Below are 14384 nucleotides of genomic sequence, written 5' to 3' on the forward strand. Positions count from 1 at the left end.
CCCTAACTTTTATATTCTCGCGGAACCCTTGCTGAGAGGGTGCACGCTACTTCATAGTGAATCGTTTCTAACTGGTCTGCAACATCCTGCATCGTAATTCGTTTCCCATGATTCTCACCAATCAACGTGACCGTTGTACCGACAGCAAAGGCTCGCGGCAAACGAATCATCAGTTGATCCATACACACCCGACCGACGATTTCACAAGGTTCACCTTCTACTAAGAGTGAGAAGCCTTGCATTTTTCGTAACCAGCCATCCGCATAACCGATAGGCACAGTGCCGATCCATTCCTGATGGGGCGTGATATATGTCTCACCATAGCCAATCCCCGCTCCTTTTTCAAGTAATTTCACTTGGATCAGTTCAGAAACAAGTGAAAGGGCTGGTTTTAAGGAAAATGGTTCCTTCAATGCATGACCTGACGGATTCAATCCATACATCGCGATCCCAAAACGGACCATATTCCCAACGGCCTCTTTGTGCCACAAGGAGGTCGCGCTATTGCCTGTATGTATATATGTCGGCAAATAAGGCAAAACAGTTAAGACTTCTTTAAACCGCTGGTGCTGTGTTTCCCAATAAGTTGTATCAGCTTGATCGGCTGTGGAGAAATGGGTAAAGATTCCTTCCCAATCAAATGTGGGATGAGTTTCCAACCAAAGAACGGCTTGAAGCACTTCTTCTGGGGTCAAAAAACCGATTCTCCCCATGCCGGTATCCACTTTGACATGTACTTTAAGCGGTGTCTTTATAGGATTCTCTTCCAAATAAGTACCGGCTTCTACCAACCAGTCCATCGAAGCGACTGGAAAAGAAAAATCGTATTCTGCAAGTAAGGGAATATCTTGCACGTTCACAACCCCTAAAATCAGCAGCGGGTCAGTGATTCCTGCTTCTCGCAATTCGATTGCCTCATCGATCGTCGCAACGCAAAAACCGGCTGCACCGCCTTCTTTGGCTGCTTGAGCAGTTTGTACCGCTCCGTGCCCGTACCCATTAGCTTTTACCACCGCAAAAAGAAACGTCTCGCTTGGTAAGTGAGCAATCTCATTTTTGATGTTTTCGGTAATCGCGGTCGTATCAATAATCGCTTTCGTTGGTCTATGGTAAGCAACCACCATTTCCAGTTCCTTCTTTCTACTAATGCTTGATCAGACAAACAAATTAAGTTGGTTTTATGTAGTCGGCTGTTCGTCCATAAAGTATCGTAGTTTTTTCACCAAGTGACGACTTCCACTCAGGTTACTCACTATCCGATACTTCTAAGATAATTTGTGCAAAGGCAGTATCATTTGTATGGGTGATACTGACAAACGTTTTTTCTAAAGGGTGCGGTGCTTTGGTAACGATCGGTGCACCGAATTCATTGGTCAAGACTTCAATATCATGAAAAGAAACTTTGCCGATCCCCGTCCCCCAAGCTTTGGAGAACGCTTCTTTGCAGGCATAGCGCCCCCCGAGGAACTCTACCTGACGTTTCAGGGGCAAACGGGCAAATAATTTTGCTTCCTTCTCTGTTAAAATACGCGTTATAAACTGAGGTTTTTTTTCAATTAATTCTTTCATTCGAGGCAGCTCGACTGCATCGATCCCGATTCCTTTAATCATTCTTCTCGCTACCTTTACTTAAGATAGGGGTTTCCAAATTGGAATTGGCCCTTGTTTAGCTAGTTACCATTCTACCAAAAAAATGGCGAATTACCATTCAAATCTGACGAGTTTATACGGAGATTAAGATTTTCATTTGCTCGTATTTGTTTTTTATATAAAAAAGACCTTGCAAGTTTCCTTACAAGGTCCACAAACTCAATTAGTCTTGGTTATTTCTGATAACGAAACCGCGTTTTTTGTCGTTGCTACGGCGATTGTTTTTACGGGCACCATCTTTTGAATAGTTACCACGGGCTTTATTGCCGTTGCCGCCGCTACGGTTCCCACCGTTTTCTTTGCGGTTACGATTGCCGCCATTGCTGTTATTGCTGCGACGTCCGTTTTTATTGAATGATTTTTTTCCTTGAGGTAATGGGCGTTCTGGTGTGATTTTGACTGGTTCTAAATCAGCTGGATCTTTCGCCATTGTTTTTAGAAGCAGTGCTGCTAAATCTTGTGCAGAATAACGTTCCAAAAGATCGTCGGCTGCTTGCAAGTATTTATCCAAACCATTTTCATCCAATTTTGTTTCAACAGATTCGATTGCGGCACCTAATTGACCTTTAAAAGCTTCTTTTTCGGTTGGTGGGCGCATTGGTGTCATCCGTTTTTTCGTTAAGTTTTCAATGACATGCAAGTAGCTCATTTCGTTTGGTGTAACGAAAGTCACTGACATTCCGCCTTTTCCGGCACGACCTGTACGTCCGATCCGGTGAACATAGCTTTCAGGATCTTGAGGGATATCGTAGTTGTAAACGTGTGTAACACCAGAAATATCTAATCCGCGAGCTGCTACGTCTGTGGCAACTAAGATATCTAATTGACCACTCTTAAATGAACGTAAAACGCTCATCCGTTTTTGTTGAGAAAGGTCCCCATGAATGCCTTCAGCTTTGTAGCCACGGGCTTCTAAACCACGTGCCAATTCATCAACACGACGTTTCGTACGACCGAAAACGATCGTCAATTCTGGTGATTGCACATCCAACAAACGAGTCATGACATCGAATTTTTCGTAATCTTTTGAGCGAACATAGTATTGATCAATCAAATCAGCGGTCATTTCTTTGGCTTTGATTTGAACATGTTCAGGCTCTTTCATGAATTTCACGCCGATATTTTTGATTGCTGGCGGCATTGTTGCTGAAAATAGTAACGTTTGACGAACATCTGGCACTTGGCTGATGATTTTTTCAATATCTTCCAAGAAGCCCATGTTCAACATTTCGTCTGCTTCATCTAATACAAGCGTTTCAACCGTACCTAATTTTAAGGTGTGGCGGTTGATATGGTCTAACATACGTCCTGGCGTACCAACTACGATATGGGGACGATCTTTTAATTGACGGATTTGACGGCCGATATCGGCTCCACCGTAAACTGCTTGAACGCGAATTTTTTTGTCTTTACCAAGACGATACAATTCTTCTTGGGTTTGGATCGCTAATTCACGGGTTGGGGCAATCACTAATCCTTGTAGTTGATGGTTCGCTGGGTCGATTTTTTCTAACATTGGCAAACCAAATGCGGCGGTTTTACCAGTACCGGTCTGTGCTTGACCGATCACGTCTTTGCCTGCTAAGGCTAATGGAATCGTTGCTTCTTGGATGGGTGTTGCTTCTTCAAAGCCGGCACGCTCAACAGAAGTCAATAATTCGTTGGATAATTCTAGATCTTTAAATTTCAAATGGATCCTCCTAGGCTGGTCATCTTTTCGATGCCTGTTTTTCTATCATCGAAGCGTAGGTTAGTTCTTCAGAAACACAAGAGTAGTCCCATTTACTCTTATCTTTCTCTCGGTACCGAAAAACCGCTTCACGAAGGCATTATAAAAGGCTAAAACAAGTGTTGTTTGTCTCAGCCATCATTTTATCTCAAAACGTCAATGTTTTTTACAGTAATCATTCTGTGCTTCATCTTTCGGCGTTAGATAAGTATAACACGTTTTGAAAGTTTCAGCAAGATTTCAACTCCGCTTTACATTCCTTTTAGTGCATCAACGACTTCGCTCAAGCCCATGCCATTGCTCCCTTTGATTACCAAGCTGTCGGAAGGTTCTAAAGTTTCCTTTAAGGAGGCGATCAGTTGTGGTTTTTCATCTGTCGCAAAATAGCGCACCTTGTCACCAAGTGGTGACTGAGCTAGTCGTTTTTGCAATGCTTGCATTTCTTTGCCATAAAGAAAAACTAGTTGGAACGAGTCATCTAAATGTGCGGCCATCTGCTCGTGCATTTGTGCAGAATCTGGTCCTAATTCAAGCATATCTGCCAATACGGCGATCCGTCGTCCTTCTAACGGCAATTTGCGGAAACTATCCAATACGAGACCCATGGCAGTCGGATTGGCATTGTAAATATCGCTCAAAATCGCTGCTCCATTACCGGCAGTCACCCATTGGGTCCGATTTTTCGTTAATTGAAAATGCGCCAAGCCCTCCTTGATGGCTTCATTTGATACACCAAAATGACGTCCTAAACCAATCGCGATCAAGGCATTTTTGACATTATAACCGCCTAATACCGGTAAGGTAAAAGTCGTACCTGCTACCGTAAAAATCGTTTGATCTTGCGATTCCTCTACGATGTCTCCTTGCAGATCTCCCTCTGTTAAGCCAAAAGTTTCAATGGGCTGCGTCAAGTTAGGAACAAAGGGGTCTAACAATGGTTCATCCGCCGGCATCATAAAGAAGCCGTCTTTTTTCAATCCTGCGGTGATCTCCATTTTGGCTTTGGCGATCCCTTCTCTGGACCCTAAGTTTTCAATGTGGGCTTCGCCAATCAACGTGATAGCAGCAGCATCAGGTTCTGCTAAGCGCGAAAGGACTTCGATCTCTCCTGCATGGTCCATTCCCATTTCTAAAATCAACACTTGCGTATCTTCTGGTGCATGCAAGATAGTCAAAGGCACGCCTAGTTCATTGTTATGGTTACCTTGAGTTTTGTAGGTCTGGTATTTTTGTGCCATAACCGCGTCTACCATATCTTTTGTGGTTGTTTTCCCATTACTTCCGGTAATAGCGATGATTTTTGGCGCAAGTTTTTCTTTGTAGGCTCGTGCTAACTGTTGGAACGCTTTGACAGTATCCTTGACGGGGATCACAAGGATGCCTTGCGGTGGTTGGATGGTGGGATGACTCCACAATGTCGCGATCGCACCATTGTCTTTGGCTTGTTGGGCAAATTCATGTCCATCCCGAGTCCCCGCCAAGGGAACAAAAAGACTGTTTTCTTTGATTAGACGGCTGTCAAACTCCACAGAGGCAAGTGGTGTCTCATTTTCAATTGGCTGACCAAATACGGCAGCGGCTTCTTTTACAGTAAAATTCATCAGTTTCGCTCCTTTTTTACAAAAAAAGAAAGCCCAAGATCGCTTCAAGTATTTTCCTTGAGTTGAGCTGGCTTTCTTCCTGCTATTTATTCTGCTTCTTTTTCATTCTCTGCTTCAACTTCTGCTTCTTCCACATTCGTCAAGAAAGAACGTCTTTGGTTGAAACGATTCATCCCTAATTGGATCAATTCTTCAATCAAATCACCATACGGCAATCCGGTCTTTTCCCATAGCAATGGGTACATGCTGAATTCAGTGAATCCCGGCATCGTGTTCAGCTCATTTAAAAAGAGCTCGTTTTTATTGGTCAAAAAGAAATCACAACGGCTCAACCCACTGCCGCCCAACATCGTATAGGCTTTTTTCGCAAACTCTTGGGCTTTGGCTTGTGTTTCTTCGGGAATTTGTGCAGGAATCTGCATCTCGATTCGGTTGTCAATGTATTTGGAATTGTAATCATAAAACGCAACATCTTTTACGATTTCTCCCGGCATGGTGGTCCGCACGTCTTCGTTTCCAAGAACAGCGACTTCGATCTCACGGGCTTCGATTCCTTGTTCAACGATCGCTCGGGTATCATAGCGATACGCTTCTTGTAGCGCATTTTGCAGTTCTTCACGGTTCTCGGCTTTCGAGATACCGACACTTGAGCCCATGTTGGCAGGTTTGACAAACATCGGATAAAGCAGACTGCCTTCACATTGATCGAAAATCTTTTTCGGATTTTCTTTCCACGCATTTTTCAAGACTGGTACATAGGGAACTTGCGGAATTCCCGCAGCTTGCAAGATGTACTTGGTCATGATTTTGTCCATCCCGCAGGCACTAGTCAAGACACCGGCTCCGACATAAGGCATTCCGATGGTTTCTAAAAACCCTTGGATCGTGCCGTCTTCGCCGTTTGGTCCATGGAGCAATGGAAAGACGATCGCGTCTTCTTCATAGATGGCCCCAGGTGAAATTTCTTCCCCTTTGGTCTCTTCGTTGGTCAATGCCAAAGTATCTGGTGACGTTGGCGCCTCAGACAATAATGGGCCTTTTAACCAGCGTCCTTCTTTAGTGATCATTACTAATTGAACTTGGTAGTAATTATAATATACAGCATTAACAACTGAAAAAGCGGATAACAGTGATACCTCATGCTCTGCACTGCGTCCCCCGTATAATAAAATGATTTTCAAAAGAATTTCCTCCTGTATTCATTGATTCTACCAAACTAAGTCTTCCACATTTTAGCACAAAATCGACCAACCGGCATTAAATCTTGCAGAAATTTCTTTAAGCTTACACAGTCGTTAGTTGAATGTTTTTCATTTTGTCAGTACTATGAATATATCACGGCACGTTTAAAGAGGTGGGACCTATGACAGAACAAACTGCTCCTTCTAGAAAAGGACGATTAAAACAAATCCTTCAAGTCTTTTTGAAATACAAAGTCGTTCAAAATATCAGCAAACAGCAGCATCCCGAAATGGTGCGTCAAGCGTTTGAAGAATTAGGACCAACATTTATCAAAATCGGGCAGATGCTTTCGGTCCGCAATGACCTGCTTTCCAGCACTTTCGTTGATGCCTTCAAGCAGTTACAAGACAATGTCAAAAGTGATCCATTTCCCAAGGTCAAAGCACTGCTGGAAGCAGAACTACAGCAGCCACTAACGGAAGTTTTTTCCGCTTTTGATGAAATCCCAGTCGCCTCAGCTTCCATCGGACAAGCCCACCGAGCAAACTTGATCAGCGGCAAAGAAGTGATCGTCAAAGTGCAGCATCCGGGAATCATTGCGGCGATTCAAGTGGATCTCGATCTTTTTGAAAAGGCTCTACCGTTGGTTCGTGCAATTCCAGAAGCCAATGTGGTGGATTTAAAAAGCGTGTTAAGCGAAGTCAGACGATCCCTTGCCAATGAAACAAATTTTTTGCAAGAGATGAAAAATGCGCAGGAATTCTACCGTAACAATCACCAAAACCCGCAATTGGCATTGCCAAAAGTTTATCCCGAATGGTGCACCCAAAAAGTATTAGTCATGGATTACATGGCCGGTGAAAGTTTGAACTGCTTGCTGACCCGCAGCAATCAAGATATCGTTTATGACAATCAGTCCGTGAAAGCAGTGAAAAAACAAGTGGGAACGCTATTAGTCGAAAACTTTATGAAGCAAGTCTTTGAAGATGGCTTCTTTCACGCTGATCCGCATCCTGGCAATCTTTTTTTACATGTCTTCACAGATCAAGCCAATCGACCAAAACCATTCCAAGTCAAACAGCGCGTCGGTGTCCTCGGCGGTGTTGATTATTCATTGAAGTGGCAAGAAGAAGCGATTATGCCGCCTTACCAAGTGATTTTCTTAGATTTTGGGATGATGGGACACTTGGATCAGTCATTACGCAGTCGCTTAGCTGATGCATTGATTGCTTTGTATACCCAAGACACCCAAGAAGTCGGCAAAGCTGTCTTGCGTTTGTGCAACAGCAGCGGCAGTTCCTTTGATGAAGTCGCCTTCTATCAGGATCTTCAAAAATTTGTTGAAAACTACTATAATATGCCGCTAAAGGATATCGACTTGCAAAAAGTGATGGGGGAAGTCATCACGATCTGCCATGATAACCAACTGCAGATGCATCGAGACATCACCTTGCTGATTAAGGCTTTTGGCACCTTGGAAGGTGTGATCAAAGCCTTAGACCCCGAATTATCAATGATGGAAGTCACTCAGCCTTTTGCACAAAAATATTTCTTACAGCAGCTGAGTATTGAAGACGAGGTGAAAAAAAGCGCCTTGGCAACCGCAAAAAGCTTGCGGGCACTTAGCCATCTTCCTGATCGAACCTTGGCTGTCTTAGACACTTTTGCCACTGGTAAACACCGGTTAAATTTAGAGATCCGCGAACAAAAACAGCTATTGGATCGCTTTGATCAGATGGTCAATCGACTGGTGATCGGTATTATTCTAGCTGCGGTCATCCTTGGCTCTTCCTTATTGGTGGTCGCCAGCCCGCAACAAGGAGCCTTCGTCCATCAGATGGGGATCTTCGGATATACCTTGGCATTTTTCGCGATCGTAGCTTTAGTCGGCAAATACTTTTATGATCGTTTTCGTAAGAAATAAATAAGCACCTTCAATTCCCGTGTTTCATGCAGAAGCTGGGTCTTGAGGGTGCTTATTTTGCAAGGGTCTGTCGCAATTCGTTTTCAAAGATTCGTTTGAAGACTTCCCGATCCTCTTTCGTAAAGGGCTTCGGTCCTTTTGTGCGCTTGCCTGCTTTACGCATCTGCGCACCTAAGTAGCGTTGACCTAATAAAAAATCGATCGTTTCTGGCAAATACTCAGTACTGTTATGGTGAAAAACTCGTGCTTTTTTGGGCAAGACTAACGAGGCTAAGCCATAATCTTGGGTGACGAGAAAATCGCCGGGTTCTATCTCCTTCACGATTTCATAATCCGCGCGATCCGAGCCTTTGTCGACATAGACAAAGTGGACATGGGCGGGATAGTCTTTGGTCGTATAATGATCGACACTGGTCACGATCACTACCGGCAGCTGATACTGCTGAGCCAGTTCAATCACTTCATTTTTCACCGGCGAACCGTCGCCGTCAATAAAAAGCCGCATCTGCTTGCTCCTCTCAAAAGTTCCTTCTTTTACAATTACTTCTATTGTAAGAGGAGCACCTAGAAGATGCAAGCAGACTTTGCGGTATTTTCATTTCAGTCTTGCTCAATGAGGGAATAAGAATGACGATCTTTGTCTCACTAACTAGCAGTTACCATACGCAAAGCTCACCTTTCAATTTTAGAAAATGCTCGTTCCTTCAACTCATAAACGACATCGCAAGCCTTTGCTACTTCTTGTTCATGGGTCACTAAGATGATACATTTTTTTTGCTCATGGGCAATTTCTTGAAATAGTTTGACGATTTCTTTAGATGTCGTTTCATCCAAGTTTCCAGTCGGTTCATCAGCCACGATCAGTTCATGTTCACAGCACAACGCGCGAACGATAGCGACCCGTTGCTGTTGCCCACCCGATAATTGGGTCACTTTTTTCAGTGCCAGTTCTTCCGTGATACCAACTTTGGCTAAGTTGGCTAAAGCATAGGCCTTTTTATCGGCTTGCTGCGACTTCGCGATCGCCATGGCTGTGATCACATTGTCCAGTGCCGACATATAAGGCAATAGATTATACGCTTGGAACACGATGGAAACATCTTTGCGGCGGTATTCTCGCAATCCGATTTTTGCTAACGTTTCTTCGTTGTAAAGGATCTTTCCTTCTTTCGGGGTATCTAGGCCCGTGATCAGCGACAGGAAGGTTGTTTTCCCCGATCCGCTAGAACCTAAGATCGCATACATCTTGCCAGGTTCAAAGGTCAAATCAACGTCACGAAACAGCGCTTCTGCTTCGCTTTGATACCAATATCCTAATTGTTCTGTTCGTAATGTCATGTCGTTCCTCCTAAGAAACCAAGATTTTTTTCGGATTCAACCGCAAAATGCCCGCGGAAGAGAGTAAGATCGAGCCAAAACTGATCCCTAGACCGAGTAATGCCAATAAACCAATTTGTTGAGGGGAAACGGTGATCTCCAAGGACTCCACTTCTGCTGATTGGGTGAAGGATGGGAAAGAACCACCACGATTTCCGCCCATTTGCGGCATCTCCCCGCCTCCAGGACCAGCGTTTTCAGTGGCTGCTTGATCAGTCGTTGTCTCTGTTTGTTGTGCCAACAATTGCTCTCCGACGGCATTCCCGACAAGATTGCCGCTAGCGGCCGCGATCCCTAAAGCAAATACCATACAGACAAAAATCTCTGTGAAAAACTGTAAGATCACTTTGGCCCGTGACTCGCCTAAAGAGAGCAATACACCAATCTCATAGCGACGTTCCCGAATCGACATCATCACGATCAACGTCAAAATAATGATACCGGCAGCAGCAACTAACACAATAATATTTTTTGCAAAGCTAGCGACATTATTCAATGGTGTCAGCATCGACTGATACATTTGATCGTTGGTTTGAATGCTGTAGGTTTCTGTATCGATCAACCCTTCCGCTTCTTCCACGAATGCTGTCATCTCAGACGGATCACTCAAGGTATAGGTTGCCGAGTCAATGGTGTCCTCATTGCCGCTCAACGTATTGGCAAGGGTATAAGAAGCAAAGATCGTGTTGGCTGGATTGAGAAAGTTGAACATTTGGCTCATGCTGTTGCCAACTTCACTCGTTTCATAGATTCCCTTGATCGTCACGTCTACTTCATTGTCCTCTGCATCAGTGATCGAAAACGTATCTCCGACCGCCAAATCATTCGCTTCAGCTAGTGAGGATTCGATCAGGACTTGGTTCGTACCTTCATCCTCAGAAGTAATTCCTTCTCCATCCGTGATCGTCGCTGTTCCTTCCGAAAAAGTCGTATACGCCGCACTGCTTGATACACCAGTGATTTGGAAATCACCCGTACTCATATTACCGCCAGGCATTCCTCCTGGCATACCGTCCATTTGCCCCGTCTCGCTGCTATCGGTTGCTTCTGACTCTGTCGATGAGTCACTGCTGGAGATCGGTTCGATCCCGCTGACGGCATCAGCAGAGGTGCTGACTTCAAAACTATATGAGGCAACCCCGTCTAAATCGGCGATCGCTTGGGCATCAGTAATCGCTACTGGTGTCGATTGAAAACTCCCTGGATCTGGTCGGGTGCTTTGGTCATCGCTGTCAGAAGAAGAGCTCCTTTGCTGAAAAGCCTGCTCGCGGTTTGCTTGCAACGTCACAGTTGCGCCAACACTTTTCTGGGCATTTTCAGTCGCTACTAGTGCCGCACTGCGAATCGTCAGACCCGCCAATACAAAAATCAAGATTGCAGAAAATACGGCGATCAGCAACAGGCTCCGGCCTTTTTTCGCCCATAAACTTTGGAGACCTCGTTTCAAAAAATTCATCTTTGTTCCTCCTGAATAGCTATTTATTGTCTTTCGACTATAAGGATCCTAGCTTAAATTGACCTTAAACCGTCTCCTGATTTTTTGAATCATAGAAACAGACCGCAACGGCTTCCTGCGATCTGTTCGATTTATTGATAACCATTTGGTGATGATCGGTGAAACTTCAACTAACGACCAAAACCACCGCCCATCTGATTGGTTGTCGCTGTTGCACCTGATTGGGTCAAGTTAGCGATAGTATCCGTGACGGACAATGTTCCTAACTCTGTCCCATCACTGAGGGTTCCGCCAGCATAATAACCGGAGACTGCTTGTGCATCATTCGTCCCACCACTGACCAACGTATAGCTGCTATCGGTCAAATCTGGGCTGGAAAGAACCACGTGTTGGTAGCTTTTGCTTGGGGCATAGGACAAGATCGTCTGACCTTGACTGTCCTTTAAGGTCACTAGGGTCTCGGCTGATTGGGTTTGATCGAAACTGATTCCGATCGACTGTTGACTACCACCGCTAACGTTCATGGCCATATCGGTCGTGCCTGCCGCTAACAAGACGCCGCCGGTGAGTTCAAATGTGCCGTTATAGTCCAAAGCACCATTGCCACCGGTCGTTGGACCATTTACGATGACGACGCCATCACTCATGGTGACATTGCCATTACTATCCAGGCCATCCCCTTCGGCATCAATGACCAACGTTCCACCAGTGATCGTGATCTGTTTACTGTCATCCGCGGTATCGCCGCCGCCAGGGCCGCCGCCAAAACTGTCTTGACCAAATTGTCCCGTTGTTTCATCCGTATCACTGCCACCACCGGCATTGATCCCATCATCGCTAGCCACGACGTGTGTCGTGCCACCTGCAATCGTGATTACACTTGCTTCTAATCCTTCATAGGATTCTTCGATAGAAATCGTTCCGTCAGAGATCGTCAATTCATTGTCGGCGTGGATCCCATCATCGCCACTGCTGGCAGTGATCGTGCCACCTGCAATGTTGATCGTATCATTGGCATGCAAGCTATCATCCGCACTATCGATCGTAAAGGTGCCGCTGCTGATGGTCATCACACCGCCAGCTTTCAATCCTTTGTAACTTTCATCCGTCACTAGCGACTGACTTTGGGCTCCGTCAGCCGTTTTGATCGTGATATCAGCTGATTGGATGCTTAAATTTGTTTCTGCTTGGATCCCGTCACGACCACTTTGGATCGTAAAGGTACCACCATCAATCGCAACGTAGCCTTTTTCCGCATCTTCCGTATTATTCGCTTGGATGCCATCTCCTTCAGTGGTGTTCAGTGTGTAGCTCCCCGCCAAGATCGACACGGAATCTTTTCCTTTGATGGCATTGTTTTTCGCTGTGATTTCAATCGTCCCCCCTGCTAAAACCAAATCATCTTTGCTGCGCAATCCGTTGCTGTAATTTCCTGTGATCACCAACGTCCCATCGCCGTTGATGGACAAATCTTCTTTACTATAAAAGGCAGCATCTGGTTCTGTCTCGCCTTCAGCCAAGGTGTAGCTGCTGCCATCCGTCAGAGTATTCGTCGTATCACTGGCTAAGGTCGTGATGACTTTTTCTGCTTGTTCGATGACGACGGCCGCCCCGTCTTCATTGGTGATCGTGACACCGGCAAAGATCAGATGGACTTTTTCTTCTTTGTTGACGTTGACAACCAGTTGGCCATTACTTAACGACCCGCTGACGACATAGGTGCCGGCTTGGGTGATCGTCACGGTTTGGTCTTCCACTGAAACGCCATCAACAGCCGTCGTGTCGCTGCCATTCAATTCAAGTTGCGTAGCAGTTGCCTCATCGTAGGAAGCATCAACATCTTCTTCTTCGTAACTACCGTAATAGTCCACAGAATCATCAAGGGTCGTTGAAACGTTGGTCACTGCGGCAGAACCGGAAACTGCTGCTGCGGAACTGGAACTGCTGCTCGTGCTAGTACTATCGGTTTGCCCGCAAGCGCCTAAGAGCAGCGATGAGAGCAAGAGTGGATAAATGAGTTTTTTCATAAAAGGGTCCTCCTTCTACAGCTCATCGCGGTTAGCGGTGAGCTTGCCTAAAACAACAGGTAAATTGCCATTACGAACCCGAACTTCATCAATGATTTGCTTTTCTTGCGCTTGGTCTTTTAACAGCAACTGATAGCGCAATTCATACAAGCTTCCCATCGTCGTCGTTCGAACCGATGTCAGTTTGGCAGAATGCGTATATTTTTCAAAGAGATCATCGAATAATTGTGGATAATCCAAATCTTCCGGAATCGTGACCTTCAGTTCCCGTTCACTCGTGGCTTGTCGATCGCCAAAGGGCATCGTATATAAAAGGGTCAAGAAAAGCGCCACGATAATGGAAAAAATGACAACATAGCCGACATACCCCATCCCAGTTGCCAGACCGATCCCCATCGACCAAAAGACGCTGGTAATCTCTCTAGAACCCCCGGGAACCGAGCGGAAACGAATCAAACTGAAGGCACCTAAGATCGCCACCCCTGTGCCAAGATTGCCGTTGACTAGCATGATCACCGATTGAACGAGAATCGGTAAGACTGCCAAGGTAATGACGAAGTTTTTCGTATAGACATTGCGGATCATATGGATCGCTGCCACTAATAATCCTAAAAGCAATGAGGCGGCGATACAGATCAATAAGCTACTCCATTCAAGGGTGCTCGTATCGCCAGAAAATAGACTAGATAACATGTAACCGTTCCTCCTTCTTGAATAAATGCCGTTGATAGGTTTGGGCATATTTTGAAAAGCTGCCTTTGCGCACACTGTATTTGTTCAGCAGTTCCACAAACCATATTGGATAAGAGCCGAGGGCTTTGACTTCCATCAACACTCCGACTTCCGGTGCTACTAGTGCACCGTCACTACCGGAACCTAACATGAGATCGCAGGTGCGAAAGCGAATGTTTTGATCGAACGTCACGCGAAATTCACTATCATCATCAACAAACAGCGACAGGCGATCATAGGCAATCAAGACTTTTGGTAGCAGGTCCGGGTTTTTCTTAAATAACCAGTGGATCTCCGCGGCGATTTGCGGGGCTTCCTCCATTGACGGCAAGACCCCCGTTTGCAACCAGCGGCAATAGTCAGCATAGGGCATCGGAACGCGGCGTTTGTAGACCACGCCACTGACTTTCTTCTTGATCTCTAAAAAAATCAACTGTTGCTCTGTCGGTACCCCATAGCTGCGGACCCGAAATTTTTCTTTGTATTTCGGTTTGTCCATCGAATGACGAATAAAGCGGTAATCCTGGGTATCGTAATACAAGGACATAATCGTGTGTTGCCCATATTCATCGATCGTCATTTTTTGCTGCAACTCGCCAAGAAATGCTGGAAATTGCTCCTTAGTTAATAGATATTTCGTCTCTTTTCTTTGAAAGACTTTTTTTAATTTCATAAAATGTTCCTCCCTTGAAATCCATGCACTGAA

Annotated in this window: 12 protein-coding genes; 1 reads left to right on the forward strand and 11 read right to left on the reverse strand. The window is 45.2% G+C overall.

The genetic code is table 11. The annotated features are described in order from the left end of the window. Positions 1-2: 2 nt before the first annotated feature. The 5 genes from alr to IGI94_RS14005 all read right to left on the reverse strand — a co-directional run bounded on the left by alr (position 3) and on the right by IGI94_RS14005 (position 6161). Positions 3-1124 carry an alanine racemase gene (gene alr, locus IGI94_RS13985; protein WP_008379416.1) on the reverse strand — a complete coding sequence of 374 codons (1122 nt, stop codon included), beginning with the start codon at positions 1122-1124 and terminating at the stop codon, positions 3-5. 121 nt (positions 1125-1245) lie between these two features. Continuing rightward, positions 1246-1611, reverse strand: coding sequence for a holo-ACP synthase (acpS, locus tag IGI94_RS13990; protein WP_005233665.1), 366 nt, complete (start codon positions 1609-1611; stop codon positions 1246-1248). A 202-nt stretch (positions 1612-1813) separates the two neighbouring features. Then, the gene (gene cshA / locus IGI94_RS13995; protein ID WP_005233663.1) at positions 1814-3340 is read right to left on the reverse strand and encodes a degradosome RNA helicase CshA; all 1527 of its coding nucleotides are present in this window, start codon (positions 3338-3340) and stop codon (positions 1814-1816) included. Positions 3341-3630: 290 nt separating this feature from the next. Then, complete coding sequence (locus tag IGI94_RS14000; RefSeq protein ID WP_438899894.1) at positions 3631-4980, reverse strand: UDP-N-acetylmuramoyl-tripeptide--D-alanyl-D-alanine ligase; 1350 nt, start codon at positions 4978-4980, stop codon at positions 3631-3633. 86 nt (positions 4981-5066) lie between these two features. Then, positions 5067-6161 (reverse strand): D-alanine--D-alanine ligase, encoded by a 1095-nt coding sequence (locus tag IGI94_RS14005; protein ID WP_005233659.1) that lies wholly within the window; start codon positions 6159-6161, stop codon positions 5067-5069. 182 nt (positions 6162-6343) lie between these two features. Between IGI94_RS14005 and IGI94_RS14010 the strand changes: the two genes are divergently transcribed. After that, positions 6344-8086 (forward strand): ABC1 kinase family protein, encoded by a 1743-nt coding sequence (locus IGI94_RS14010; protein ID WP_008379408.1) that lies wholly within the window; start codon positions 6344-6346, stop codon positions 8084-8086. Positions 8087-8138: 52 nt separating this feature from the next. Here the strand turns inward: IGI94_RS14010 and IGI94_RS14015 are convergent, their stop codons facing one another. The 6 genes from IGI94_RS14015 to IGI94_RS14040 all read right to left on the reverse strand — a co-directional run bounded on the left by IGI94_RS14015 (position 8139) and on the right by IGI94_RS14040 (position 14351). After that, complete coding sequence (locus tag IGI94_RS14015; RefSeq protein ID WP_008379406.1) at positions 8139-8591, reverse strand: YaiI/YqxD family protein; 453 nt, start codon at positions 8589-8591, stop codon at positions 8139-8141. A 167-nt stretch (positions 8592-8758) separates the two neighbouring features. After that, entirely contained in the window at positions 8759-9424 is a 666-nt protein-coding gene (locus IGI94_RS14020; RefSeq protein WP_008379404.1) for an ABC transporter ATP-binding protein, read from the reverse strand. A gap of 10 nt (positions 9425-9434) precedes the next feature. After that, on the reverse strand, positions 9435-10919 hold the full coding sequence (locus IGI94_RS14025; protein WP_061053335.1) for an ABC transporter permease: 1485 nt from the start codon (positions 10917-10919) through the stop codon (positions 9435-9437). 170 nt (positions 10920-11089) lie between these two features. Then, positions 11090-12946 (reverse strand): carbohydrate-binding domain-containing protein, encoded by a 1857-nt coding sequence (locus IGI94_RS14030; RefSeq protein WP_315041316.1) that lies wholly within the window; start codon positions 12944-12946, stop codon positions 11090-11092. Positions 12947-12961: 15 nt separating this feature from the next. After that, complete coding sequence (locus IGI94_RS14035; protein ID WP_005233649.1) at positions 12962-13639, reverse strand: DUF4956 domain-containing protein; 678 nt, start codon at positions 13637-13639, stop codon at positions 12962-12964. Next, on the reverse strand, positions 13629-14351 hold the full coding sequence (locus IGI94_RS14040) for a polyphosphate polymerase domain-containing protein (protein WP_438899896.1): 723 nt from the start codon (positions 14349-14351) through the stop codon (positions 13629-13631). The genes IGI94_RS14035 and IGI94_RS14040 overlap by 11 nt, the downstream gene beginning before the upstream one ends. Positions 14352-14384: the final 33 nt, after the last annotated feature.

The organism is Enterococcus sp. AZ149 (assembly GCF_051714285.1).
Taxonomy (GTDB): domain Bacteria; phylum Bacillota; class Bacilli; order Lactobacillales; family Enterococcaceae; genus Enterococcus_D; species Enterococcus_D entomosocium.

Bases quoted from the DNA above. Each gene is read 5' to 3' on its own strand.
- IGI94_RS14010 (WP_008379408.1), top strand. From the start codon at position 6,344: ATGACAGAACAAACTGCTCCTTCTAGAAAAGGACGATTAAAACAAATC.
- IGI94_RS14040 (WP_438899896.1), bottom strand. From the start codon at position 14,351: ATGAAATTAAAAAAAGTCTTTCAAAGAAAAGAGACGAAATATCTATTA.
- acpS (WP_005233665.1), bottom strand. From the start codon at position 1,611: ATGATTAAAGGAATCGGGATCGATGCAGTCGAGCTGCCTCGAATGAAA.
- alr (WP_008379416.1), bottom strand. From the start codon at position 1,124: ATGGTGGTTGCTTACCATAGACCAACGAAAGCGATTATTGATACGACC.
- IGI94_RS14025 (WP_061053335.1), bottom strand. From the start codon at position 10,919: ATGAATTTTTTGAAACGAGGTCTCCAAAGTTTATGGGCGAAAAAAGGC.
- IGI94_RS14020 (WP_008379404.1), bottom strand. From the start codon at position 9,424: ATGACATTACGAACAGAACAATTAGGATATTGGTATCAAAGCGAAGCA.
- IGI94_RS14030 (WP_315041316.1), bottom strand. From the start codon at position 12,946: ATGAAAAAACTCATTTATCCACTCTTGCTCTCATCGCTGCTCTTAGGC.
- IGI94_RS14035 (WP_005233649.1), bottom strand. From the start codon at position 13,639: ATGTTATCTAGTCTATTTTCTGGCGATACGAGCACCCTTGAATGGAGT.
- IGI94_RS14000 (WP_438899894.1), bottom strand. From the start codon at position 4,980: ATGAATTTTACTGTAAAAGAAGCCGCTGCCGTATTTGGTCAGCCAATT.
- IGI94_RS14015 (WP_008379406.1), bottom strand. From the start codon at position 8,591: ATGCGGCTTTTTATTGACGGCGACGGTTCGCCGGTGAAAAATGAAGTG.